The organism is Streptomyces sp. NPDC002643 (assembly GCF_053592555.1).
Map to the genome: position 1 here is coordinate 79,346 of NZ_JBSFVY010000004.1, position 23,678 is coordinate 103,023.

General features: G+C 69.2%; 24 protein-coding genes. 12 read left to right on the forward strand and 12 right to left on the reverse strand.

What is annotated here, in order from left to right; translation table 11 throughout:
- Positions 1 to 108: 108 nt before the first annotated feature.
- Positions 109 to 900: an SDR family oxidoreductase gene (locus ACWD4G_RS07320; protein ID WP_451291238.1), complete on the reverse strand. Its 792-nt coding sequence runs from the start codon at positions 898 to 900 to the stop codon at positions 109 to 111.
- A gap of 80 nt (positions 901 to 980) precedes the next feature.
- Here ACWD4G_RS07320 and ACWD4G_RS07325 point away from each other — a divergent pair, with 80 nt between their 5' ends.
- Positions 981 to 1,868, forward strand: a complete 888-nt coding sequence (locus ACWD4G_RS07325; RefSeq protein ID WP_451291239.1) for a hypothetical protein — start codon at positions 981 to 983, stop codon at positions 1,866 to 1,868.
- Positions 1,869 to 1,906: 38 nt separating this feature from the next.
- On the opposite strand, the gene ACWD4G_RS07330 is transcribed toward ACWD4G_RS07325, so the two are convergent.
- Positions 1,907 to 2,275, reverse strand: coding sequence for a hypothetical protein (locus ACWD4G_RS07330; protein WP_451291240.1), 369 nt, complete (start codon positions 2,273 to 2,275; stop codon positions 1,907 to 1,909).
- 81 nt (positions 2,276 to 2,356) lie between these two features.
- On the opposite strand from ACWD4G_RS07330, the gene ACWD4G_RS07335 reads away from it, so the two are divergent.
- A complete protein-coding gene (locus ACWD4G_RS07335) occupies positions 2,357 to 3,304 on the forward strand; it encodes a helix-turn-helix domain-containing protein (RefSeq protein WP_451291241.1) in 948 nt (315 codons plus the stop codon).
- A 98-nt stretch (positions 3,305 to 3,402) separates the two neighbouring features.
- On the opposite strand, the gene ACWD4G_RS07340 is transcribed toward ACWD4G_RS07335, so the two are convergent.
- The 4 genes from ACWD4G_RS07340 to ACWD4G_RS07355 all read right to left on the reverse strand — a co-directional run bounded on the left by ACWD4G_RS07340 (position 3,403) and on the right by ACWD4G_RS07355 (position 6,297).
- The gene (locus tag ACWD4G_RS07340) at positions 3,403 to 3,591 is read right to left on the reverse strand and encodes a DUF397 domain-containing protein (protein ID WP_451291242.1); all 189 of its coding nucleotides are present in this window, start codon (positions 3,589 to 3,591) and stop codon (positions 3,403 to 3,405) included.
- A 237-nt stretch (positions 3,592 to 3,828) separates the two neighbouring features.
- The gene (locus ACWD4G_RS07345) at positions 3,829 to 4,686 is read right to left on the reverse strand and encodes a helix-turn-helix domain-containing protein (RefSeq protein WP_451291243.1); all 858 of its coding nucleotides are present in this window, start codon (positions 4,684 to 4,686) and stop codon (positions 3,829 to 3,831) included.
- 445 nt (positions 4,687 to 5,131) lie between these two features.
- The gene (locus tag ACWD4G_RS07350; RefSeq protein ID WP_451291244.1) at positions 5,132 to 5,893 is read right to left on the reverse strand and encodes a GOLPH3/VPS74 family protein; all 762 of its coding nucleotides are present in this window, start codon (positions 5,891 to 5,893) and stop codon (positions 5,132 to 5,134) included.
- Between the two features lie 185 nt (positions 5,894 to 6,078).
- Complete coding sequence (locus ACWD4G_RS07355) at positions 6,079 to 6,297, reverse strand: hypothetical protein (protein WP_451291245.1); 219 nt, start codon at positions 6,295 to 6,297, stop codon at positions 6,079 to 6,081.
- Positions 6,298 to 6,514: 217 nt separating this feature from the next.
- Here ACWD4G_RS07355 and ACWD4G_RS07360 point away from each other — a divergent pair, with 217 nt between their 5' ends.
- Positions 6,515 to 9,511: a D-alanyl-D-alanine carboxypeptidase gene (locus ACWD4G_RS07360; protein WP_451291246.1), complete on the forward strand. Its 2,997-nt coding sequence runs from the start codon at positions 6,515 to 6,517 to the stop codon at positions 9,509 to 9,511.
- 135 nt (positions 9,512 to 9,646) lie between these two features.
- On the opposite strand, the gene ACWD4G_RS07365 is transcribed toward ACWD4G_RS07360, so the two are convergent.
- From ACWD4G_RS07365 to ACWD4G_RS07380, 4 genes are all read right to left on the reverse strand, one after another.
- Positions 9,647 to 11,320, reverse strand: a complete 1,674-nt coding sequence (locus ACWD4G_RS07365; protein WP_451291673.1) for a hypothetical protein — start codon at positions 11,318 to 11,320, stop codon at positions 9,647 to 9,649.
- A gap of 282 nt (positions 11,321 to 11,602) precedes the next feature.
- Entirely contained in the window at positions 11,603 to 12,604 is a 1,002-nt protein-coding gene (locus ACWD4G_RS07370) for a MerR family transcriptional regulator (RefSeq protein WP_451291247.1), read from the reverse strand.
- 148 nt (positions 12,605 to 12,752) lie between these two features.
- Positions 12,753 to 13,259, reverse strand: coding sequence for a glutathione peroxidase (locus ACWD4G_RS07375; protein WP_451291248.1), 507 nt, complete (start codon positions 13,257 to 13,259; stop codon positions 12,753 to 12,755).
- A 9-nt stretch (positions 13,260 to 13,268) separates the two neighbouring features.
- On the reverse strand, positions 13,269 to 14,366 hold the full coding sequence (locus tag ACWD4G_RS07380) for a helix-turn-helix domain-containing protein (protein WP_451291249.1): 1,098 nt from the start codon (positions 14,364 to 14,366) through the stop codon (positions 13,269 to 13,271).
- Between the two features lie 84 nt (positions 14,367 to 14,450).
- Here ACWD4G_RS07380 and ACWD4G_RS07385 point away from each other — a divergent pair, with 84 nt between their 5' ends.
- From ACWD4G_RS07385 to ACWD4G_RS07395, 3 genes are all read left to right on the forward strand, one after another.
- Positions 14,451 to 15,683, forward strand: a complete 1,233-nt coding sequence (locus tag ACWD4G_RS07385; RefSeq protein ID WP_451291250.1) for an MFS transporter — start codon at positions 14,451 to 14,453, stop codon at positions 15,681 to 15,683.
- Positions 15,684 to 15,712: 29 nt separating this feature from the next.
- Positions 15,713 to 16,105 (forward strand): hypothetical protein, encoded by a 393-nt coding sequence (locus ACWD4G_RS07390; protein ID WP_451291251.1) that lies wholly within the window; start codon positions 15,713 to 15,715, stop codon positions 16,103 to 16,105.
- A 95-nt stretch (positions 16,106 to 16,200) separates the two neighbouring features.
- The gene (locus tag ACWD4G_RS07395; protein WP_451291252.1) at positions 16,201 to 16,989 is read left to right on the forward strand and encodes a fumarylacetoacetate hydrolase family protein; all 789 of its coding nucleotides are present in this window, start codon (positions 16,201 to 16,203) and stop codon (positions 16,987 to 16,989) included.
- A gap of 161 nt (positions 16,990 to 17,150) precedes the next feature.
- Here the strand turns inward: ACWD4G_RS07395 and ACWD4G_RS07400 are convergent, their stop codons facing one another.
- Both ACWD4G_RS07400 and ACWD4G_RS07405 read right to left on the reverse strand, forming a co-directional pair.
- A complete protein-coding gene (locus ACWD4G_RS07400; RefSeq protein ID WP_451291253.1) occupies positions 17,151 to 17,678 on the reverse strand; it encodes a GNAT family N-acetyltransferase in 528 nt (175 codons plus the stop codon).
- The gene (locus tag ACWD4G_RS07405) at positions 17,675 to 18,661 is read right to left on the reverse strand and encodes an XRE family transcriptional regulator (protein ID WP_451291254.1); all 987 of its coding nucleotides are present in this window, start codon (positions 18,659 to 18,661) and stop codon (positions 17,675 to 17,677) included. Before ACWD4G_RS07405 ends, ACWD4G_RS07400 begins: the two co-directional genes overlap by 4 nt.
- A gap of 824 nt (positions 18,662 to 19,485) precedes the next feature.
- Between ACWD4G_RS07405 and ACWD4G_RS07410 the strand changes: the two genes are divergently transcribed.
- The 6 genes from ACWD4G_RS07410 (at position 19,486) to ACWD4G_RS07435 (ending at position 23,435) form a co-directional block, all read left to right on the forward strand.
- A complete protein-coding gene (locus ACWD4G_RS07410; RefSeq protein ID WP_451291255.1) occupies positions 19,486 to 19,890 on the forward strand; it encodes a hypothetical protein in 405 nt (134 codons plus the stop codon).
- Between the two features lie 151 nt (positions 19,891 to 20,041).
- A complete protein-coding gene (locus ACWD4G_RS07415; RefSeq protein ID WP_451291256.1) occupies positions 20,042 to 20,434 on the forward strand; it encodes a DUF6415 family natural product biosynthesis protein in 393 nt (130 codons plus the stop codon).
- Between the two features lie 66 nt (positions 20,435 to 20,500).
- Positions 20,501 to 21,160 (forward strand): hypothetical protein, encoded by a 660-nt coding sequence (locus ACWD4G_RS07420; RefSeq protein ID WP_451291257.1) that lies wholly within the window; start codon positions 20,501 to 20,503, stop codon positions 21,158 to 21,160.
- 162 nt (positions 21,161 to 21,322) lie between these two features.
- On the forward strand, positions 21,323 to 21,565 hold the full coding sequence (locus ACWD4G_RS07425) for a helix-turn-helix domain-containing protein (RefSeq protein WP_451291258.1): 243 nt from the start codon (positions 21,323 to 21,325) through the stop codon (positions 21,563 to 21,565).
- Between the two features lie 38 nt (positions 21,566 to 21,603).
- Complete coding sequence (locus ACWD4G_RS07430; protein WP_451291259.1) at positions 21,604 to 22,311, forward strand: GntR family transcriptional regulator; 708 nt, start codon at positions 21,604 to 21,606, stop codon at positions 22,309 to 22,311.
- A gap of 35 nt (positions 22,312 to 22,346) precedes the next feature.
- Positions 22,347 to 23,435, forward strand: a complete 1,089-nt coding sequence (locus ACWD4G_RS07435; RefSeq protein WP_451291260.1) for a serine/threonine dehydratase — start codon at positions 22,347 to 22,349, stop codon at positions 23,433 to 23,435.
- Positions 23,436 to 23,678 lie beyond the last annotated feature (243 nt).

Sequence of the window (23,678 nt, forward strand, 5' to 3'; positions counted from 1 at the left end):
GGGTAGGTCAAGAGGGGGTAAAAAAGTTCCGAGCGGTGACTTCAATTCAGGTACATGAACGGCTGGTTGGCCGAAAAAGATCTACTGGGCCGGTGCGAGGCCCGGCTCTCAGCGCATCAGCTCCCCGGCGTTGACGAGCAACGACTGCCCCGTGATCGCCCGCGCCCGGTCCGACGCCAGGAACACCGCCGCGTCGGCGACATCCCCGTCCGTGGCCAGCTCCGGCAACACCATCCGCTCGGTGAGCCGCGCCAGCACCTCCGCCTCCGGTACGCCCTCGCTCCGCGCCGCGAACCGGACGTACGCCTCGACCGGCGGCCCCCACATCCACCCCGGCAGCACGGTGTTGACCCGTATCCGGTACGGCCCCAACTCCCGCGCCAGCGAGTACATCGCGCTCGTGAGCGCCCCCTTGGACGCCGCGTACGCCGCCTGCCGCACCCGCGAGGGCGCGGCGACCGCCGACTGCGTCCCGATGAAGACGACGGACCCGCCGCCCCCGGCCTTCAGCGCCGGCAGACAGGCCCGGGTCATCCGCAGCGTCCCCAGCAGATTCACATCGAGAACCGACTGCCAGACGCCGAAGTCGGCGTCCTCCAGCCCCCCGAAGTACGAGTCCCAGGCGGCCACATGCACCACCGCGTCGACGCCCCCGAACCGCTCCCGCGCCAGCGCCGCCAGCGCCTCGCACTGCGCCTCGTCGGTGATGTCGGTGGCGCGGTACGCCGTGTGCGCGCCGCCCGGGTCCAACTCGGCCGCGGCCTTGGCGAGGTTCGCCTCGGTACGCGCCCCCAGCACCGCGTTCCCGCCGTCCCGTACGACCGCCGCGGCCACCCGTCCGCCGAGCCCGGCCCCGACCCCCGACACGACGACGGTCTTGCCGGCGAGCAGTGACGTCATCCGATGCCTCCCGGCTCTGGCGCCCTATCTGACGGACCGTCAGAGTAGGACCGACCGCAGGAGGACGGAAGGGGAGCACCGTGAGCGAGGAGACCAACAGCCAGACCCGCAGTCAGACCCGCAGTGAGACCCGTAGCGAGACCCGTAGCGAGACCTATGCCGAACTGGCCGCCGTCGGCCCGTACGGCGTGGGTCTCGGCCACGCCCTGATCACCATGGTCGAGCCGCATCCGGGCCACGAACACGCGTACAACCGCTGGTACGAGGACGACCACTACTACGCGGGTGCGATGGCGATGCCCTGGATGTACGCGGGCCGCCGCTGGGTCGCCACCCGGGACCTCCAACTCCTCCGCGTACCCGAGAAGTCGGCGATAGCCGAACCCGTCACCGCGGGCTGCTACCTCTCCACGTACTGGATCACCGACGGCCGCTACGACGACCACATGCGCTGGACGGTCGCCATCAACAAACGGCTCAATCGCGACGCACGCGTCTATCACGACCGTACGCACGTCTTCACGGCCTTCCAGGACCACGAGGCGACCGTCTACCGCGACGGTGCCGCCGGCCCCCGGGACTTCCACGCCCTCGACCACCCGTACGCGGGCCTGGTGCTGGAGGTGATCGACGCGGAAGGCCCCGCCGAACGCGCCGAGTTGCTGAAGTGGCTGCGCTCCCGCCATCTCCCCAAGCGCCTCGCCGGTTCCCCCGCCGCCATGGTCACGCTCTTCCGCCCCACCCCCCTCCCCCTCGACCGCATGTCGTACGTCAAACAGGTCGAGGGCGTCGATACCCGGCTCACCCTGCTGTGGTTCCTGGAGGCGGACCCCAGGGAGTGCTGGACGGACCGCTTCGAGGGACTGGGGACCGCCGTAGCCGAATCCGGCCTGGGCAACCTGGAGTTACTGGCCCCCTTCATCCCCACGGTCCCGGGCACGGACCGCTACGCGAACGAACTCCGCTGACGGCCAGTCCCCGAGTGTGCTGCCCGACCCGAACTCGCTTATGCGAACCGGCTGTTGTGGGACTGGACCTCGGTCCACCCCATGGAGTGGATGAAGCCGCCCACATCCGCCACGCGGCGGGTCACCTGGTCGTACTCCGTCGAGAGCGGCGAGATCATCCCCGGCGAGACCGTGAGCAGTACCGATGCCTCACTCGTGTCCAACGCCTCGATGGCACGGGCCAGGGCCGGACGTTGGCCGCTCTCGGTCGGATCGCTCTGCCCGGTGGCGTCGTGCAACGAGTCGAGGACGTACCAGCCCCGCCGGGCGGCGTAGACCGCGCACGCCTGAAGCAGGGGCTGTGGGTCCGTGTGGACGGTGGTGCAGAGATAGACGACGGCTGCTCGGGATGTTCCTGGCTGAGACATGACGTTCTCCGCGCTCGACGGACGCGGGCCGAGGGACGGCCGCGTGCAACTGGCGACGGATGGAGTGTGCTCCGCTCCCGGATGGCATTGCAAGGGAATCTGATTGCTCTGAAAGTTTTCACCCTTCAGGGTGATGTGATGGAGGTGCTGCAAGTGCCAGACTTCCGGCAGGAGGTCTGCATGAGTGAGGGAACATCCGCGCGCCGGCGCCGAGTCGGCGCACAGCTTCGACAGTGGCGCACGGCAGAGGGGCTGACGCTTCAGGAGGTCGCGGACCGGCTGGAGGTCAGCTTGGCGACGGCGAGCCGGTGGGAGACGGGGAGGACGAAGCTGTCGCTCGACACGTACTCGCGGCTCGCGGATCTTTATGGGGTCGAGGACGACAGCCGGGTCTACTTCGAGCGGTTGTGCAGGGACGCCGACGATGTCGGGTGGTGGACGCGGTACGGGGATGTGATCTCACATGGGTTCCGTGACTTTGTCGAGCTGGAGTCGCAGGCGGTGCGAGAGTTCATTTTCAGCTCCATGATTCTTCCTGGCCTGTTGCAGACGTCGGAGTATCGACGAGCTGTGGTGATCACCAATGACGGTCCGGGCGCCTCGGCCCGCAAGGCGGATGTCGTCGCAGACATGAACTCCGCACGCCAGGCCATCCTGACGCGCATGTCGAGGCCGTTCGAACTGCATGTCGTGATCCAGGAGTCGGCTCTGCACAATGAGTTCGACGGGCAGCCGCACATCATGCGGGATCAACGCCGAAGGGTGCAGGAAATGTCGATGCGCCCCAATGTCACCGTGCAGATCGTGCCGCTGCATCGATCGGTCCATGCCGGAAGCCACGGTGACTTTGTACTTCTCGAGTACGAGGGCGGGGGAACTACCGTCTGCAATGAACTGCTCGCCTCCAATCTCATGTCGAACGACTCCGAGGAGGTGGGCGCTTATCAGAAAGCGATGAGGGCTCTGATCGATGATGTCGCGCTGTCGGTCGAGGACTCCGCAGCGTTGCTCGGCAAGTTGGCGGGCTGAGCACGGCTGAGCCCCCTCGGCAGGGACGGCGGGCCGGTCGAGAGGGCTCTTGCGGTGATGCTTGTGAAGTTGTGCTGTAACGGATGTGGATCGGTGGCCTACTTGACCGATGCTACGAATGTGCTCCACGCGTCGGCGGGGAACGTCACCTTGGGGCCATCAGGGATCTTGGTGTCCCCGAGTTCCAGTGCCTGCTCGGTGGTCGACCTGACCATGACGCATGCGCCGTTGTTGTTGGTGTAGGAGGACGTCACCCACGATTCCGTGACACCCAGAAGGATTGCCATGTGTGCTCCGCTAGCCAGTTCGTCGCTGAGTTGCTGTCGCCGTACCGCGAGATCTGTCCGGAAGTCGCGGTACGGGTTTACGCCAATGGGCATTGCTTGATTGGCGTGATCGACGCTACTCGCCAGGATCGGCAGATGAAGCGACCGTTCACTCGTGCGGGTGGAGTATGCCTCTGTGGTCTTTCCCTGGTATGTGCAGAGGTGTACCCTGTCGCGCCCTCTGGGTGTTGGAGTCGCTCAGCGGGCGTACTCCTTCGCCACGTCCTCGATGAACTGACGTGACCGTTCCGCGCTGAGGGCCTGCGCCCGCAGGTGCTCGTACATCACCGTGTACTCCTGGACGTCGTGCGGTTTCTCCAGGTACAGATCGCTGTTGACGCCCTCGATGTAGACCACGGTCGAATCGGCGGCGTCGGTGAACTCCAAAATCGAGTACTGGCCGTTGATGCCGGTGTGCGCGCCTACCTCGAACGGCAGCACCTGAACGGTGACATGAGGCAGTTTGACGATCTCGGTCAGGTGCTCCAATTGCTCGCGCATCACCTGACGGCTCCCGACGACACGACGCAGGCACGCCTCGTCCAGAACTGCCCACAGACGCAAGGGCTCTTTCTGGGTCGTGATGCGTTCCTGTCGGCGCAGGCGGACTCCGACCCGCGTCTCGGTCTCCTGCTCCGACGCCTCGGGCGACCCGCCCCGCACAACGGCCTCGGCGTACGAACGCGTCTGCAACAGACCGGTGATGGTCTGGGGCTCGTACACCCGCAACGACTCGGCGTCCGTCTCCAGGCCGATGTACACGCTGTACGGCACATCACCGAACGCGTGCCACCAGCCTTGCTGGCGTGAGTCCTTGGCCATCTGCATCAGATGCTCGACGAGGCGCGGGTCCTCGACCTCGTAGACCCCGCAGAGGTCGCGCACATCGCGTTGGTTGATGCTGCGGCGGCCGTTCTCCAAGCGGCTGATCTTGGACTGGGAGACGAGCAGACGGTCGGCGACCTGTTCTGCCGTCATGCCCTTGTCCTCGCGGAGCTTGCGCAACTCCTGGCCCAGCCGGCGGCGCCGGACGGTGGGATTGACATTGGACGCCACGGGACGTGCACCTCCGGCTGCTTACTCTACTTTGCGTATCTGCTGCTGAGCAGATTGCCACCAAGGTGCCGTGTACCGCTGGAAAACAGCGGATATGCGCTGTGCATGCGCCGTTTGCGCCGGTGTTTTTCCGCCGCGGGGCGATCTCCGCCGGAAACGAGGTCATTTGAGGCCGACGACAGCGCGCTCGCGCGTTTCCAGCCACGGCCCTCGACGAGGTGCCCGGCACACGCGGCCGCGCGGGGCCGTGGGGTCGCCGTACGAGTCGTCGTCGTTCTTCGACGTTGTCCAACTCGTCGTACGGATACGACCCCACGCGCCCCGCGCGAGCCTGCGGCTCCCGAACCGGGCTCTGGGTCCCTTGTGGCGGTTCGGTGCTCAACGGTACGTGTGGTGCTGGGTGTTGCGAGGGTGGTGCTGGGTGCGGCGCTGTGCCGGGGGCGGCTCAGTGCGCCACGACGCGGGCCATGGAGCCCCGGCGTGGCTGCATCGGAACGCCGCGCGCGGGTTCCGGTGCGGCGGGTGGCCTGGCGCCGGGGGCGGCCTGACGGCCGGTCGGTGCCGGGCTGCGACGTGGCTGTGCGGCCACGCCGTTCTGGACGTCCATGACGGCGTGGGCCACCAGGCCGCCCATGGGGTCGTGCCGGATCAGATCCCGCAGCCGGGAGCGGGACGAGCGTCCCTCGTTCCCCGGGTACAGGTGCTTGCCCAGGCCCACCGCGTGGGCGAGGGCGGCGAGCGCGGCCGTGCGTGGGTCCGGCGGTACACCGGTACGGATCGCGGAATCCAGCCGGGCCCTGATCTCCCGGCTGATGGCCGTGTCCGTCGCCTGGTAGCGCGTCGTCGGCAGCACTCCGCACATCTGGCCCGCGACGGCGTGCACCATGCCGCAACGCTCCAGATGTGACAGGTAGGTCTGGCGGAGCCCGAGACGGGGTCCGCCGATCCAGTGGACGGCGCGTACGGGAGCGCCGCGCCTTCGCAGCAACTCCAGTGCGCAGTCCAAGGTTGGATCTCCAGTCGGCCGTGGGGACACCACGGCGATACGATCCCCGTCAGGGGCTATCCGTCCGGCCAGCGCCAGCTCCACTAGCTGTGCTCCGGCCAGACCAAGGTCGAGCGACTGCGGCTGTGCGGTGGTACCCGTGGCCGGGTCCAACGCCAGCAGCAGAAGCTCCTCCGGAAGTGTTCTGCGGCTCCTGCCCATCCATGCCTCCCCGCGTGGATGAATGACAGGGTGACCCCTCTCACATTGGTCTGTCGAGGGTGCGTGACCGGAATGTAGTGGAACCAGTAGGTATGTCGTTCTCGTCTACCGCATGGGGCAAGCCCGCACACAGGACACTGGTACATGGTTCGGACACCGGCAGGGCGCGGTGGCGTACGGGGTCACTAGTGTCCGGGCGGCGGGTTCCAGGATTTCACGGATTCACGGTTCGGTAGGGCGCGGGCTCCGAGGGCGGGCGGCGCGCGGGAGGAGGCATCGGTGGCGGGCACGTCCCCCGACAGGTCGAAGCGGTACGAGTCGTCGACGACATCGACGACGGGGGACGAGGCACCGGTCCCGAACCGGCCGACGGCCCCCGACCCCCGGGTCTCCATGGCCGGCACGCCGGATACCCCACGAGGCGGGGCGGAGCCGACGGAGCCGGGGGGTTCGGCTGGGGCCGCGCCCTCGACGACAGGTTCGGCCGAGGGTGCGTCGGGGGCTACGGACTCCGGTCGGGGTGGCTCGTCGGCGACGGGTTCGCCTCGTAGTGCGTCTCGTAGTGCGTCGACGGGGGAACCGTTCCGTAGTGCCTCGACCGCTACGGATGCGGCTCCGAAGGTGGATCAGGCGACGGCGGTCTTCTCCCGCAAGGCGCTGCTGGAGGCCACCGAGGCGGAGGACCGGAGGCCGTCGTGGGCCCGGGGTGCGAAGCGGGAGGAGCCGGAGACCGGGGAGGCGAACTCGGAGGAGCCTCCGGGGAGGACCGAGGAACCTCCGACGAAGGCCGAGGCGGCGGAGGAGGCGGAGGTCGCGCAGGACGCCGGGGGTGCCGACGACGTCGGGGAGACCGCTGAGGGCTCCGGGGGAGAGGGCGCTGAGGGCTCCGAGGACGAGAACTCGGGCGGCGATGAGGCGGAGCGGGCGGCCGACGCCGGGCCCGGTCCCGACGCCGACTCGCCTGACGGGGCCGACGGGGCGGCGAAGGACAGCACCGGTGGCGACTCGCGGGCCGTCCCGGTCGGTGGCGCCACGGTCGCCCTGAAGCTCGGCGCCGCCGGCGCGGGGAATGGTCCGGGGTCCACCCCGTCCCGCGAGGTTGCCGAAGAGGCCGCCGGGGGCAAGAAGCCCGCCGAGAACGAGGCCGAGCCCGCTCAGGGCGCTTCCGACAACTCTGCGGGCAACACGAAGAGCCAGACGGACGCCGACGACGGGACCGGGTCGGGCGACGGCGCGGAAGCCCACTCCGCCGCTGAGGCCGCCTCGGAAGCCCACTCCGCCGCTGAGGCCGCCTCGGAAGCCCACTCCGCGCGCGGCGCCGGCGGGGCCTCGGAGGGCAGTTCCCGACGTGACGTTGACGGCGCCGCGGAAGCCCGTTCGTCGCGTGATGTTGATGACGCTTGGGACGGCCGCTCCGCGCGCGACGTTGAGCGCGTCTCGGACGGCCGGTCCGCGCGTGACCTTGGCGGTGCTGCGGAGGGGGGCCCTGCGTACGACGTGGACGGCGTCTCGGGAGACGGTTCCGAGCGTGACTTTGGTGGCGTCTCGGACGGCCGGTCCGCGAGTGACCTTGGCGGTGTTCCGGAGGGGCGCTCTGCGCGCGACGTTGACCGCGCCTCGGAAGCCCGTTCGTCGCGTGATGTTGATGACGCTCGGGACGGCCGTTCCGAGCGCGACGTGGACGGTGTCTCGGACGGCCGGTCCACCCGCGACCTCGGCGGTGTTCCGGAGGGCCGCTCCGCGCGTGGCGGTGGTGCTGTTTCGCCGGGTTCTTCTGTCCGGGACGGTCAGCGTGTTTCGGCAGACGGTGGGGCGGAAGTCGCCGACGGTGAGGACGGACCGGATGGGCCACCCGCGGGTGACGACGAAAGCCGCACGGGTGGTGCGGGTGGGGAGTCGGGGGGCGATGGCGGAGCCGAGGCGGTTGGGCCTGTGGATCAGGCGACGGCGATCTTCAGGGCTCCCCGGCTGCCCGCCGTGGACCAGCCCACCACCATGTTGAAGCTCGGCGGCACCACCAACCCGACCTCCAAGGGCACCCACACCCCCGAGAACACCAAGACCCCCGAGAACACCGGCAGCAACGCCAAGGGCACCCAGAACGCCGCCGGCACCGGCAAGGGCACCCATGACGCCGAGGCCGCCGCCGAGGGTGTCCGGGACTCCGCGGTGCCCCCGACCGAGCGCACCAGCAAATTCGTAGCCCTGAAGCCCCTGGACGAGCCCAGCCGGCCGAAGCCCCCGGTCACCCCGCCGGAGGCGTTGAGCCCCGCCGAAGCCACCCGCGCGCTTCCGCACATCGGCCCGGAGCGGACCACCCAGCAGCCGCTGCCGCCCAAGCCCCCGCTGGACCTGCTCGCCGAGCTGACCAACACACCCCCGCCCCCGCAGACCCCGCTGCGCACGGCCGTCCGCCGGGTCAAGATCTGGACCCCGCTGGTGATCCTGCTGGTGATCATCTTTGCGGTCGTACAGTACCTGCGCCCCCTGCCGACCCCGTCGCTCACGCTGACCGCCGAGGCGTCGTACGCGTTCGAGGGCGACAAGGTCTCTCTGCCGTGGCCCGCCGAGGGCCAGGGCTGGATGGACGTCAACGGCATCGGCACGATGGACAGCTTCGGCGAGCAGAAGCCGGTCGCCATCGGATCGGTCGCCAAGGCGATGACCGCGTACGTCATCCTCAAGGAACACCCGATGAAGCCGGGCTCGAAGGGCGAGACGATCCCCGTCGACGCGACGGCCGAGACCGAGGGCGGCTACTACAAGGACGGCGAGTCCACGCTCAACACCGTCAAGGAGGGCGACCAGCTCACCCAGTACGACGCCATCGCGGCCATCATGATTCCGTCCGCGAACAACATCGCCCGACTGCTGGCCCGCTGGGACAGCAACGGTTCCGAGGAAGCGTTCGTCAAGAAGATGAACGCCGCCGCCAAGGAACTCGGCATGAAGAACACCACGTACACCGACCCGTCCGGCCTGAAGGAGACGACCGTCTCCACCGCCGAGGACCAGGTCAAACTGGGCAACGAGCTGGTGAAGATGAAGGCCCTGACCGACATCACCAGGCTGCCCGAGTGGACCGACCCCTCCGGCCTGAAGCACCGGAACTACAACACCCTCGTCCCGTACGACAACGCCATCGGCATCAAGACCGGCTCCACCACGGCCGCCGGCGGCAACCTCCTCTTCGCGGCCACGAAGGAGGCAGGCGGCGAGACGGTGATCGTCGTCGGCGCGATCCTCGGCCAGCACACCCCGCCGATCATCGACACCGTCAACGCGGTCAGCAAGACGGCCATGGTTGCCGCCCAGGACGCGCTGACCTCCGACACCATCCTGAAGAAGGGCGACGTCGTCGGCTACGTGGACGACCAGCTCGGCGGGCAGACCCCGGTCGTCGTCACCAAGGACGTCTCGGCGGTCGGCTGGGCCGGCAAGACCGTCAAGCTGGAACTCGACGCGAGCGAAACGCTCCCGCACGAGGCCGCGGCGGGCACCGAGGTCGGCTCCCTCATCATCGGCGATGGCTCCGGCGACGGGGTCGAGGTACCCATCGCCCTCCAGAAGGCCCTCACGGAACCCGGCTTCGGCCCCCGGCTCACCCGAGTGAGCTGACCTCACCCGAGTGAGCTGACCTCACCCGGGTGAGCTGACCCGTACGACAGACAGGCGCCCCTTCCGCCGACAGGACGGAAGGGGCGCTTCTCTCGCCAAGGCTCACGGCCCCGGCCGCACTTCACGGCCCCGGCCTCACTCGTCCGTCTCCGCCTCTTCCTCCTCGCACTCCAACACCGTCTTCCGCGACGGCCCCCCGTATTGCGAACTGATGCGTACGTCCCCCGCCTCCTCGACGGTCAGGCGGGTGAACTCGGTGAGGTCGCCGTTGGATTCGCGGTCGGGGGTGAGGCAGCCGTTGTCGGCCCAGAGCCAGGGGGAGTAGGCGACACGGACGATGACCTCGCCGGGTCGGGGCATATGGACGACGAGGTTGGCGCCGTCGGCGCTGACGACCGAGGCCGGCTTGTCGACCAGCGGCGTCGCGTTCTTCACCCGGTAGATCTTCCAGTTGGCGTCCTCCCAGACCCGCTGGAGATAGTCCGGCTCGCTGGTCACCAGGGCGTGTTCGAGCTTGGCGGGGCCGTCCGGTTCGCCGTTGACGAGGACGACGAAACCGACCGCCCACTGCGAGAGCCACGCCTTGTACGCCTCCGGCGTGAACGCCCCCTCGGGCACCTCGGTCCCGCTGTGGCCCTCGTAGAAGAGCCGGCCGCGTTCCACGTCGGCCTGACGGTTCCAGCCGCGCGCCATGTTGATGTACGGGGCGAGGATGGCGGCCTCGCGGTGGTCGCGGGCCGGGACGACCTCGACGCGGGTCTTCCAGGCGCCGAGCCGCTTCAGCTCGTTCACCACCCCGTCGGTCTTCACGGCCCACTCGGGCACCTTGGTGTTGGTGACGATGTCGGCGGTCGTCTTGCCGGTCAGCCAGGTCAGGGAGAGGACGAGGGCGAGTACGCCGGCGACCGTCCGCCGCCGGGGGGTGAACCACGACAGCGGCAGCCGGGAGCCCGAGGAGTCGCCGTCCCCCCGATCGTCCCCCCGGTGCAGGGCGATGGCGAGGCCCGCCGCCGGGCCCGCAAGCTCCAGGAGCCGCTCGACGTTCGTACCGATGGGGGTCGGGATCAGATAGCACAGCACCACGCCGAGGGCGTAGATCGCGGCGCTCAGCCGCAGCACCCGCCACGCCCTCGGCGCGATCAGCACCACCACCGCGCAGATCAGGACCGGCGGCCATATCCGGCTGAACGCCATTGGCTGTTCGCCCTTGAAGGGGAACAGCAGCGTGGTGACGGCGACGACGGTCACCGGCGGCACCAGCAGCGAGGCCGCGCGGCCCCACTCCCGCAGGAGCAGACAGGCGGCGCCGACCACGAGGAGGAACAGCCCGGAGACGGGACTGCCCAGCGTGGACAGCGTCGCCAGCACCGCCGCCACCGCGAGCTGCCGAGGGGTCCGCCCGCTCAGCACCGCCACCAGCGCGCCCAGGGCGAAGGCCGTGCCCAGCATGAACGTGGAGCGCCCCGACACCACCTGGCACCACAGCGAGAACGTCACCGCCAGCGCGACCCACACCGGCTTGCGTACGCCCATGCGGGTGACGGCCTCGCCGGCGAGCCAGGAGGCGGTGAGCCCCGAGAGCAGGGTGACGGGGACGACGCCGAGCGCCGCCATCAGATACGGCGAGAGCACGCTGTAGTTCGCCGCGTGCAGTCCCCCGTACCAGAACAGATTGACGGCGGAGTCCGGGTACATCTTCGCGAACTCCGCCCATGCCACCTGGGCCGCCAGATCGCCGCCGCCGGTCGCGAACACCGCCCACCACACGAAGTACAGCGGCAGCGCGCACAGGGCGGACATGAGGGCCACTCGATGGCGCTGCCGCCACGGCTCGCGCGCCGGTGACGGCTTGTCGGCGCGTGAGACGGGGCGTCGTGGGGTCAGCTCGGCAAAGGCCACTGCGGCTCTTCCGTTCCGTTTCGGCTCGTGCGGGCGGGTGCGGGTCCAACCAGACGTTCTCCGTGTGTTGAGGTAGACGCTAATCAACGGCCGACCGTTGGCCGACAGCGCGTGTGCGATCCGCTACGGCCGTAGGGAAAGCCCTGCGGCCCTCCGCGGGGCGTTCCCGCGAAGGGCCGAGCCCTACGAGGGTCAGGATGCGACCGGGAACGCCACGTCGCACACCGGGTCGTCGGGGCCGGACGAGGCCCAGTCGGCGAAGTAGACCTCACGGCACGGGCCGACGATCCTCAGCCCCCGGTCGGCGATCCACCGTTCGACCGCCTCGAACGCGGCGAGGATCTGCGGATGCCCCACCTGCGCCTTGGCGATCCGGGTGTACGCCAGCCGTCCCGCCGGCTCCACCCGCACCCGGGTGTCCCAGGCCCGCCCGTGCTCCGTCGCCCACGCCCGGGCGGCGCGCTCGTCGCCCACCGGCACACACGACTCGGCCGGGCCGTCGCTCTCCAGCGACACCTCCGAGTGGTAGACGACGAACGGCGCCCCGGCGATCCCACCGCACGCCTTCGCACCCTCCTCCAGCCGCCCGAGCGAGGCCCCGATCCACGTGGGCAACTCGTCGGCGAGGGTGTGCCGTGACTGGGTCAGCAGCACCTGAGGCGCCGTATCGACCGTTTCGACCCTGAAATCACCGTATGCGTCGCTCATCCCGTTCTCCGTTCCCGACAACCGTCCACGGAGGTAGGCGACAAGGGCCCGCCGGGACGCGAACCGCTCCTCGGCCGCGGCCCAGTAATCGACCAGCAGATCGGCGGCGCTGGGCCTGCCGTGGCCGCCGTGGCCGTCGCAGCCCTCGTGCCCGCCGTGGCCGTCATGACCGTCGTGCCCGCTGCGGCCTTCGCGGCCTTCGCGGCCCTCGTGACCGTCGCGGCCCTCGTGACCGTCGTCCGACTCGGCGGCCGTCACGATCTCCGCGATCCGGGCGAGCGGCATGTCGAGCTGGCGCAGCAGGGCCACCAGGCGGGCACGTTCGACCTGGTCGGCGCGGTAGTACCGGTAGCCGTTCACCTCGTCGACGTATGCCGGGGGCAGCAGGCCCGACCGGTCGTACAGCCGCAGCGCCTTCGCCGACAGCCGTGCGCGGGCGGCGAAGACACCGATGGTGAGCAGACCGCCGTCGGTGTCGTCGTCCATGTCCACTGGGTCATCCTCCGTCACCGGGCGCGGTTCGCCCGGCGAGGAGGACGGTGGGCCTTGCCCCAGGGACAAGGTCAACGGCCGGCTTCGGCCGGGGCCGGGACAGGGGCAGGGGCCGTGCCCAGAGAGTGTGCGCGCGGGGCGGTCAGCCGATGGCCTTCTCCACGGCGGCGATCAGCTCCGCCGCCTCGGGCTCGGTCTGCGGCGAGAAGCGGCCGACGACGGAACCATCACGCCCGATCAGGAACTTCTCGAAGTTCCAGCGGATGTCCCCGGTGTGCCCCTCGGCGTCCGCGAACCCGGCCAGCCGCTCGTACAGGGCGTGCCGCCCCTCCCCGTTGACCTCGACCTTCTCGGTCATCGGGAAGGTCACGCCGTACGTCGCCGAGCAGAACTCCGCGATCTCCTCGGCCGACCCCGGCTCCTGCCCGAGGAACTGGTTGCACGGCACTCCGAGCACGGTGAAGCCCTGCCCGGCGAACCGCTTCTGCAGCGCCTCCAGGCCCGTGTACTGGGGGGTGAGACCGCACTTGGACGCCACATTCACGACGAGCACGGCCTGACCGGCGTACTGCGACAGCTCCGCGGAACCACCCCGCAGAGCACCGATCTCGACATCGAGGACAGAGGTACCGGCGTTGTTGGAAGTCATAAACGGATGCTATCTCCGGTACAGCGGCCCCCTCGGTGCGGGTTCCCGCCCGGCTCCCACGAGCACCTCACCGACCGCCGTACGGACATACAGCACCGTCCGCCCGGCCCGTCCCCGCCGTATTAGCCCGGCGTCCAGCAACACCCTGAGATGCCGTCCGACGGACCCGAGCCCCTGCCCGGTCACCGCGCACAACTGGGTCGTACTCATGGGCGAGTCGAGCAGGACGAGCACGCGTGCACGGGCCTCGCCGAGAAGGGGCCCGAGGCCAACGGGCACGGCCGCCTCCGGGGCCCCGCCGGAGCTCCCGGCCCGGCCCTTCCCGGGTTCCTCGCACCCGGCCTGTCTGGTCTCCCCACCCCCGGCCAGCACGCCCGAGCACGGGTACACCACGGCGTACCGCTCGCCCTCCTCCCAGGCCACCCACCCGCCCCGCCGCGGAGTGACCGGTACGAACAGCAGCCGCGCCCCGGAGATCTCCCGAGGCGGATACTCATGGAGGTTCACCTGGAGCCGGTTCTCCCCGAGCCACCGCATTCCCGGCCGCAACGCGTCCAGCACGCCCGCCCACCCCGCCTGACCCAACCGCGCCGTACGGGCGAGTACATCAGCCTCCAGCACACGCCGCCGTCGCTCCCAGTACGGCCGTACGGTCTCCTCCCAGACGTAGGTGAGGAGGTCGGCCGCACGCCGGGGCAGGTCGTCGCGGTCGAGTACGGCGGGCAGCGGGCCCCGGAGAGAGACCGCGAGATGGGCTCGCGCGGCCCCCGGATCGGCCCCGCGCACCCGGGCGACCTCCTCCTCGAAGCCCTCCCCCTCACGCGGTGTGGGAGTGAGGAAGTCGGCGATCCTCCCCCACTCTCGGCTTCGCTCGAGCGGGGGGACCCCCATCTTCCCGAGCCCCGCGCGTACGAGCCGTGCGGTGACCGGGTCCCGCGCCAACTCGGCGCGATACGCGGCCAGATGGGCCGCCAGCCACTCCCGCTCGCCCGGATGCCCCGCGACCCCCGCGTGCAGCGCCTTCAGGCTCGCGAACGTCTCGGCGAGCGGCGACACGACGAACCGGCTTCCGGCGAGGGTGTCGGCGTTGACCTGCCACAGGCCCAAGTGAACTCCCGGTGCTCCGGAGTGAGCTTTCGCGTACGCGCGAAACATTAACGGCGGTCCGGCGGACGGAGTGATCGTCCACCCATGTCCTCCTCGCCTTACGAACTCCTCTTCAGCACAAGGGAGTTCACCCCTCTCTTCGTCTCCTCCTCTCTCCAGGTGGCCGCGTCCACGATCGGCGGCCTTGCGCTCGGCACCTCGGTGTACGAGACCACCGGCTCCCCTCTGCTGTCGGCGCTCAGCATGTTCGGCCCCTCCCTGGCCCAGGTGGTGGGCGCCACGACCCTGCTCTCGGCCGCCGACCGCCTCCCCCCCCCGAGGGCGACGGTGTCGGGCCTGGCGCTCCTCTTCGCGCTCAGCACGGGCGTGTTGGCGCTGCTCGGCCTGCCCCTGTGGACGGTGTTCACGGTGATCGCGGCCCAGGGCCTGGCGGCGTCGCTCGGCGGCGGCGTCCGCTGGGGCCTGCTGAACGAGATCCTGAGGGAAGAGGGAGAGGGGAACGACGGCCGGGACGACTATCTGTTGGGGCGGTCGGTGTTCAACATCATGCACGGGGTCACCCAGATCGCGGGCTACGCGACCGGCGGCACCCTCGTGGCCCTCCTGACCCCAGAGGCGACCCTCCTGATCTCGGCGGCCCTGTACGCGACGGCCGCCCTCACCTCCGCCACCGGTCTCACCCGCCGCCCACCCCGGGCCCCCGGCCGCCCGTCCATCGCCGAGACCTGGCGCACGAACGCCCGCCTCTGGTCGTACGCCCCCTGCCGCCGCCTCTATCTGGGCCTCTGGGTCCCCAACGGCCTGATCGTGGGCTGCGAGTCCCTGTTCGTGGCGTACGCCCCCGCCCATGCCGGCCTGCTCTTCGCCTGCGCGGCCCTCGGAATGCTGACCGGCGACGTGACGATCGGCCGCTATCTCCCGCCCCGGATACGCGACCGTCTGGCGACGCCTCTGCTGTTGCTCCTCGCCGCCCCCTACCTCCTCTTCGCCCTGGGCCTGCCCATCCCCGTGGCGGCGGCCTGCACCGCCCTCGCCTCGATCGGCTTCGGCGCGAGCCTGATCCAACAACAGCGCCTCCTGACCCTGACACCGCCGGAACTCACGGGCCACGCCCTGGGGTTGCACTCGGCGGGCATGTTGACGATGCAGGGGTTGAGCGCGGGGCTGGCGGGCGCGGTGGCCCAACTGACGTCGCCGGGTGCAGCGATGACGGTGATGGCGGGGGCGTCGACGGGGGTGACGCTGGCGCTATGGGTGGCGGGGCGAGACGAGCGGGCAGGGCATTCGTCACGGCGTGAAATGGCTGATGGCCCGTGACCGCTCTCGCTGAGAGGTTGACCTCGTATGTGAGCGGCTGCAGCAGCTCGGACGACGACGGCGACGCGAAGCTGGCCGCAGCCTTGGGCACGGTGAGCATCTCGGACGCGACCACCGAGTTCCAGGCCGCGGTCTCGAAGTTCGACGCGGACGGCGGCTGCCTCGAAAAGGCGCCGGGGACGTGCTGGGAACAGATGCAGACACTCATGACGCGGACCCGCGGCTTGCGGAAGGCGATGAACGCGGAGAAGTCCGTGGGCGCCGACTTCTGGTCACCAGCGTACGAACTGATCGACACCATGGAGGACGGCATCGCGGTGGGCGAGGACAAAGGCGCGACAGCCGTCGACACGAACCGGCCCGATGCCCTCGGTTCCGCCCATGACCTGTCGGATTGGCTCGACGAGAACCCAATCAAGTAAGGCCCGGTGCGGCATCCGAGCGTGGCGTACGGAATTCGCGTAGACGCTGACGGATGCCGTGTTCCCGAGGTGAGCGGGCGGATACGGTGCGGGCTATGGGACCACGGTACAAGACGCAGCGATACGCGAGGTTCGACTGGAAGGGTGGGACTTTCCATGGCCTGGTCATGGGTCAGGAAGGTGCGGAAGTGCTGGAGGTGCTGAGCGGCGATCCCATACGTGGGTCCTCAGCACCCTCGGGCGACACTGTTGCGGTGGCCGACGTGCGGCTGCTGGCCCCCGTTGAGCCGGGGAAGATTGTTGCTGTGGGCAAGAACTACGCCGACCACGTGGCCGAGATGCATATGGAGACGCCGACGATGCCCCGGCTGTTCTTCAAGCCGCCGTCCGCGGTCATCGGTCCGGGAGCTGGCATCCGGTACCCGCAGCAGTCGGAGGAAGTGCACTACGAAGCGGAACTCGCCGTGGTCATCGGGCGGGAAGCGCGGAACGTCGCTGCGGACACCGCGCTGGAATACGTCTTCGGGTACACCTGCGGGAACGATGTCACCGCACGGGACATCCAGCGTGCGGATGGCCAGCCCTCGTGGGCGAAGGCATTCGACACGTTCTGCCCTCTGGGCCCCTGGATCGTTCCCGGACTAGATCCGGTGAAGCTTGAAGTGCGCTGTGATGTGAACGGGGTCGAGCGGCAGCGTGCGGCAACGTCCAGCATGCTCATACCGGTCGCTGAACTGCTGGAACACATCACGGCGGCCGTGACGCTCAACCCCGGTGATGTCGTCCTCACCGGGACTCCGGCCGGCGTCGGCCCGGTCGTGCCCGGTGACGAAGTGAGCGTCCGCATCGGTGGGATCGGCTCGCTGACCAATCCGGTCATCTGAATCTCACGCGCGCAGCAGGGAGGTGAGAGCTTCGGTGGCGGTTCAGTACGCGCGATACCGAGTCACCCTGCTCACGCAGCAGTGCTTGAAAACTGAATACGACCGTGGTGGCTCGCCCCCTCATCCGGGCTGACCCTCCATGCTCGATGGCAACAGTGCCGCTATCCGCGTAGGTTCTTGATCATCACCGCATACAGCGGGGAGTCCGCGAACGGCTGCCGCTCACCTGCCTTCACGTACCCCCACGACTCGTATAGCTCTTGGACCTTCGGGTGCGTGACGTCCACCAGCAACACCGCCAGGTCCTCGGTGCGCCCTTTGAGGAGGGTGCTGTGGAGCTGCTCGGAGATGCCCTGCTTTCGCCACTGGGGGCGGACCATGACCTCCGATACGGCGTACGTCGCGGTGTACCCGTTGTTGGGCTGGTAGGCGGTGTTGCGCCACCACTCACGGCCGTCTTGAAGTGGGGCTCCGTACGCGAAACCGGTCGGCTCATCGCCGTCGAAGGCTACGACGCAGGTGAAGCCCTCCATGCTCGTCCAATGGTCGACGAACCATGGGAAGCGCTGGTTGAACTCGTCGTCCATGGCGTCGGCGTAGGCGTCCGCGTGCACGTCAATCAGCATCTTCTTGAAGCCCTCGGAGAGGTTTCCGTGCTGGTATTGCCGCAGGTCGATCACGCTGGTCACGCTCGACTCCATTTATCTCGCATACGGTCTGCCCAGTCCCGGGCACAGGGACTCGACGGCGCCACGCGGAGCAGATCCCTGTGGAAGTCTCCGATCAAGGTCCGCATCCGTCCGGGCAGAGGAGTGCCCTCCATGATGGTGAACACGTTAGCGGCCGTTTCTGTGGCCCTCTCCGGCTCTTCCTGGTGGAGTTGCGCGATCGCGAGCTGGCATGTGGCCAGGGCGCGGTTTCGGCGGAATTCCCTCGGCATCCTGGCTAGAGCCCGGTGCGCCATCGCCTCAGCTTCAGAGGGCTTCCCGTTCCGGTTGAGGATGATGGCCCCGAGCCCGTCGAGTTCGGCCTTGCCGTAGAAGGCTGCCCAGCGAGGTCGTTGCTCCGCGGGAGCCTTCCCGAGGGCGTCCTGTGCCGCCCCGAGCGAGCGCTGTGAAGCTCTGGTGTTGCCCAGGTCGGCGTGCGCGAGGGCGGCGCGGGCGTGCCCCAGGGAGTTGAAGAAGGGGTCCCTGCGGGCGGCGGTGGATGCCTGAGCCGCTTGAGCAGCAGCCAAGGCCTCTGGCCAGTTCTTCCGCTGGCGGGCGAGTAGGGTCATGTTGTTCCACACGCGCATCTGTGTGTGCGGGTCCTGAGAGAGGCCGGCGAACGTCGTCGACTCGTGCAGGTACTTCTGAGCGAGGTCCAGCTCGCGTAGGTCGATGTAGAACCAGGCCGTCATGCTCGTGTACTCGGTGGCCAGCGTGTAGAGGGCCCGGCGGACTCGCTCACTGGCGTTGCGTCGCTGGAGGTCCAGAACCTCGGCCCGGCATTTGAGCGCTGCGGACGCCAGGGCCGTATGGCCGCCCTGGCGATCGTCTGCCTCGACGAGCGCGTTCATTCCCGCAGCTGCGCGCGCCACGTCGGACATGCCGACCGACCGCTGCTGTTTGGCGACCGGAACCGCGGTGACAGCCGTTCCGGCGGTTGAGGCGATGAACTTGCGTCGCCGCACAGAGTCCTCCGGGGGGTGTTGCATTGAGCGTGGTGCGCTGAACCCTAATTCCCCCACCGGGCAGCCGAACACCCGCTCCAGAGCCGCGCACGTCCTGCCGATCGGTCTGCGATGGGCGCCGGCCAGCCAATTGCGCACCGTGCGTTCAGAGATTCCCCCTGCCGTCCGGTGATCTCCCGCAACGCATCGTTGAGCTGACCAGCCAACTCTTCCTGTTTGAGCCCGAGTTCTTTCATCCGACGTCTGAGGATGACGTTCTCGCCCATGCACTGACGGTAGCCCTGTCGTCACCTTCACCACCAGGTCTCAGGTTACGGAAGGGCAAAGTCTTCCGGTCGGTGTCGCTGCAGAGAGGAGCAAGGCTTCCTGTATTTCGCCGCACGAGGCTCGTTGACTGGGCATCAGCCGCCAGGCCCAAGGCTCATCAGGTCCGGCGGCGAGGAGAGGAGCCCGATCCTGCCGATCCCCGTCAGGGCCGGGTGCCCTCGCCGGGGTGCCGCGAGCCGGAGTCCGCGGACCGTCGCAACGCTCGTGACAGCCCTCGGTGACCGCGCACGTCCGAACATGACTGTGGACCAGGGAGTCCCCCGATGCCCCACCCCAGAGACGCAGGACCAGCCATCTCTCCAGAAGTGCGCGCCCCCGTTGAGGCAGGGCCCGGCGTGCTCGTGCACACCCGGGGGGACCGTGACGTCGCGGTCCGGTCCTGGCTTCTGGCTGCCGCGTTCGAGCCGGGCAAAGCCTCGGCGCAGTGGGCCGGGAGGGGGCCGGCGCTGATTCGCTGCGGTGGTCTCCTGGGTGCGGTTCGGATCTCGACTGCCCTGGTGCACGCGGCCGTTGGTACGGATGACCCCCGGGATGTCGACGCCTTCCTCGCGGAGGCGTTGCGGGGTGGCCCCGTGTTCGTGGACCGGTATGCCCAGTGGTACTACGTGCTCGTGCCGGTGAGCACTGGGCGGCGCGCGGAGTGGAGGACCAGGTCGCGCCGTAATTTGGGGGCGGAGTTCCTCGGGATCGGGTCCGTCGTCGGTGTGCCGCGGCCGGAGGCCACCCATCCGGACTCCGAGCGCTCGTACTGGTGCGTTCCGATGGACGGCCCCGGCACTCTCGCCGACCCGAGCCTGGTGTCGCGGTTCCTGACGTTCGCCTTGCGCCGACAGGCGAAGGCGGCGGAGAAGCCGGCCGGTGCGTCCGGGGACGTCCCGCCGCTCACGCCGGGTAGCGCGTAGACCGGCGTCGGCCGCGCGTGTCCCCTGCCGCGCGGCCGACGCCCTCCCAATCTCCCCAACGCTGTGAGAGAGACATGCCCGAACTCCTCATCCTCAAGGGCCACCCCGTCCGCTCCCCGGACCCCGAAGCGGGCGCCTGATGGTCGCGGTGATGAGTGACGCCGACGTCGCCGTCGAACTGCTGGACCGTCAGTGGCGCACCGACCGCGAGGCGCTCGAAGTACTCCAGGCGGCGCTGCTTCGCTCCCTCGCCCTTGAGGTCCTCAACCATCAGTTGTTCGAGAACCTGGAGGCGGTGCTCGGCGAGCACGCGCGCCCCACGCCGCAGGAGATTGCCGCCCTCGCCTGGTGGCTGCGGGGGGCCACCACGAAGCTGGTCGAGTTCGCGCCGCGCCTGGTGACGCCGTACCCCATCGCCGAGGTGAGGCGTCTGATCGATCTGAGTGCCGAGCACCCCCGCTCCGGGCATGCGCTCGGTCATCTCCGCCGGTTCGCCCTGGCTGTCCTCGCGCTCGTCGACCTGGTGGGAGTTGACGCCATATGACGCGCGCTTCTCCTCGACGGTGTTCGGCCGATCCCGTCTGCTTCCCCCTCACTCGCGAGAGAGAACATGTCCGAACGGCTTCTCCACAAGGGCCGCCCCGTGCCCTACATCGCCGCATGGACTGGTGAGCGCAAGCCGCAGCCGCGTCTCACGGTCGTCAAGGACGGCATCGCGTTCGCCGGCGCGGTCACCGCCAGCGGCTTCGCTCAGGGCCGTGACACGAACGGTGCGCTGTGGCAGCGGTGGGCGCTGCGTCAGGGCGACGGAGAGCCCTTGCTCGGGGTCGTGCACGGGCCCCGGCAGCGACGGGCGATGCGGAAGCTGTTGTGCCAGGTGTGCGGCGGTCCTTCGGACAAGAACGAGCAGGGCCACCTGTGGCTGCTGGAGGACTACTGGGGCGTGGCGGGCTGGCCTGAGAGGGAGAACACCGTGCATCCGCCGGTATGGCGGCCGTGCGCGCCCGTGGCCGCACGCCTGTGCCCGCATCTGATGGGCAAGTGTGTGGCCGTCCGGGTCGGCCGGGTCGAGGTCGATGGCGTGTACGGCAACCTCTACGAACGCGGCAGGGGGCCTGGGCCGGTCCTGTGCATGGAGAAGACGACCCTGTACGACACCGACTGGCGTGTGCAGTGGACGCTGGCCACGCAACTGGCGGCCCCCCTCCACGACGTCACACTCGTTGACGTGCCCGGCATTGCGGTAGGAGACCCGGCGGCATGCCGATGACGCGACACGGCCTCCAGCGCCGTACGCCTTCCTCATCAACGGGGTGCTCACGATCACGGCCGTCACCGGCGCTGCTCAACTGCTGTCCCCGCGGAAGGGCAGCGAGAAATGACCGTACGCCAAACGGCCGACGGAACCCAACGACCCAGAGGAGAAACGCTGTTGAACGATCTGACCCGCTTCGCCGAGATCAGGGGTCGTCTCAACCCGTCCCAGCGGGAGGCTTTCCGCGAGGCGGTGGCCGCCAAGTACAGGAGCGACACCAGCGTCAGTATCCGGTCGCTCGGGGATGAGACCGGTCGGTCGTACGGGATGATCCACAGAACTCTGACCGCTGCGGGCGTGGAACTGCGCTCGCGCGGCGGCTCGCACCCGAAGCGGGACGAGAAGAGGGCCGCCATATGAACGGGCACCAGCCGTCAGTCGACAGCAGACCGCCCGGCATGTCCAAAGTCAGATGGGTCGAGGGCGTCATCCGGCAGCGGATTCAGGACGGCACGTACCGTCCCCGCACGTGGCTGCCGACGTCGAGAACGCTGGCTGGCGAACTCGGCGTGTCGACCAGCACCGCCTATGTCGCGTTCACGCGGCTGCATGGGGAGAAACTCATCGGGCTGGAACAGCGCGGCTTCTACGTCATCGACCCGAAGGAGCCGGCCACATGCCCGCAACCAAAAGGCATCCATCCCGCGAACAAGGTCGCGAGGATAGAGGAAGCCGTCCGGAAACGCATTCAGGACGGCACCTACGCTGCCCTGGACTGGCTCCCGAAACTGATCACGCTCGCCACCGAATTCAGTGTGGCGCCCAGCACCGCTTGCGTGGCGCTGGGGCCGTTGAAACGCGAAGGGCTCGTCGGTAGTTCCAGCAAATATCAGCGGCTGTACGTGATCGACCGAAGAGAGCCCAAGGCACTCCCGGCCGGGGCCTACCGAGTCCAGGACATCGAAGCTCTCCTCCAGGCACGGTTGAGCGACGGCACCTACCCGCCCGGAACCCTCATACCCCCTCACACCGCACTGGCCGAGGAACTGGGCGTGGCGTTGTCGGCGGTCACCACGGTCTTGCAGCGGCTCAGTTCGGACGCGCTGGTCGTCGCCCGTGAGCGAGAAGCCACCTACGCCGCCGAGCGGACGCCAGACAGCGTCTAGCCGAACACGGACACAACTCACCCAGGAGCAGACACGTGCGCCTCTTGTACGGCGAAGTGAAAAACGCCCTCGACCGGATCGACGGACACATCCGTCCGGTCACCCTCGCCCGGGTCGATCCCGGCGCGATCCGCACCGCACCCTCCGACCCCCTCGACGACGGCCCCCAGCGGCCGTGTGAGGTCTGGCTGGCGCTGGAGTACATGCAGCACACCGGATCGTTCAAGGCCCGGGGTGCGCTGAACTTCCTGCTCGCCCACAGGGACGCCGACAGGCTCCCCGGGGCCGGGGTGACCATCGCGTCCGGCGGCAACGCGGGTCTGGCGTGCGCGTGGGCCGCACGGCAACTGGGCGTGCCCGCCACGGTGTTCCTGCCCGAGACCGCCCCCGCGGTGAAGGTGGCCAAGCTGCGCGGCTACGGAGCGGATGTACGGCTGGCCGGCTCCGAGTACGCAGAAGCCCTCGCCGCCTGCGAGGCATACGCGGCCGCCACCGGCGCGCTCGCCTCGCACGCCTACGACCACCATCTGATCGCGGCCGGCGCCGGAACCCTGATGGAGGAGATCCACACCCAACTGCCCGACGCGGACACCGTCGTGGTCGCGGTCGGCGGCGGCGGCCTGTTCACCGGCATGGCCACCGTCGCCCGGCACTACGGCATCCGCACCGTCGCCGTCGAGCCGGAGAACTGCCGCGCCCTGAACGCCGCCATCGAGGCCGGACAGCCCGTCGACGTCACCGTCGACTCCATCGCCGCCGACTCCCTCGGCGCCCGCCGCACATCCGAAATGGCCCTGAACGCCGTGGACTCCGTGGACCAGGACCTCGTCCGCTCCGTGCTCGTGCCCGACAGCGAGATCACCCGCGCCCGCCAGGCCCTGTGGGACCACCGTCGCATCGCCGTCGAACACGGCGCCGCCACCGCCCTGGCCGCACTGCTCAGCCCCGACCAGCACACAACCGACCAGCACACAACCGACCAGCACACAACCGACCGGGACACCCCGACGCCCTCCGCGCAGCCGCACCGCAGCTACCGGCCCGCCGCCCGCGAAAAGGTCGTCGTGGTCCTCTGCGGAGCCAACACCGACCCCTCCGACCTCGTACGGCCTGGGCAGGACTGAACTCGCCTCGCCAACCGACAGAGTCGGCCACAGGGCCCCTACAGACCCCCGCCCCGAGCACCAGCCCTGGAAAGGGCGAACCTCGGAGCGGGTGCATGACGGCCCGGATGCCGGTTCGGCCCCGGCCGTTGGGCAGGTAACAAGCTCCGCCCGTACGAGCGGCATTCGGCGCGGGCGGGAACGACGCTGGGGCCACGTCCCCGGCCTCAGCTGCAGAGGAAAGGTCCATGACCATCCCAGGCG

Excerpts from the sequence above, each read along its gene's own strand:
- ACWD4G_RS07320 (WP_451291238.1), bottom strand. The coding sequence starts at position 900 with ATGACGTCACTGCTCGCCGGCAAGACCGTCGTCGTGTCGGGGGTCGGG.
- ACWD4G_RS07340 (WP_451291242.1), bottom strand. The coding sequence starts at position 3,591 with ATGGCAATCCTTCTGGGTGTCACGGAATCGTGGGTGACGTCCTCCTAC.
- ACWD4G_RS07395 (WP_451291252.1), top strand. The coding sequence starts at position 16,201 with ATGGGACCACGGTACAAGACGCAGCGATACGCGAGGTTCGACTGGAAG.
- ACWD4G_RS07335 (WP_451291241.1), top strand. The coding sequence starts at position 2,357 with ATGGCATTGCAAGGGAATCTGATTGCTCTGAAAGTTTTCACCCTTCAG.
- ACWD4G_RS07430 (WP_451291259.1), top strand. The coding sequence starts at position 21,604 with ATGTCCAAAGTCAGATGGGTCGAGGGCGTCATCCGGCAGCGGATTCAG.
- ACWD4G_RS07375 (WP_451291248.1), bottom strand. The coding sequence starts at position 13,259 with ATGACTTCCAACAACGCCGGTACCTCTGTCCTCGATGTCGAGATCGGT.
- ACWD4G_RS07350 (WP_451291244.1), bottom strand. The coding sequence starts at position 5,893 with ATGGGCAGGAGCCGCAGAACACTTCCGGAGGAGCTTCTGCTGCTGGCG.
- ACWD4G_RS07415 (WP_451291256.1), top strand. The coding sequence starts at position 20,042 with ATGAGTGACGCCGACGTCGCCGTCGAACTGCTGGACCGTCAGTGGCGC.
- ACWD4G_RS07370 (WP_451291247.1), bottom strand. The coding sequence starts at position 12,604 with ATGGACGACGACACCGACGGCGGTCTGCTCACCATCGGTGTCTTCGCC.
- ACWD4G_RS07420 (WP_451291257.1), top strand. The coding sequence starts at position 20,501 with ATGTCCGAACGGCTTCTCCACAAGGGCCGCCCCGTGCCCTACATCGCC.
- ACWD4G_RS07330 (WP_451291240.1), bottom strand. The coding sequence starts at position 2,275 with ATGTCTCAGCCAGGAACATCCCGAGCAGCCGTCGTCTATCTCTGCACC.
- ACWD4G_RS07385 (WP_451291250.1), top strand. The coding sequence starts at position 14,451 with ATGTCCTCCTCGCCTTACGAACTCCTCTTCAGCACAAGGGAGTTCACC.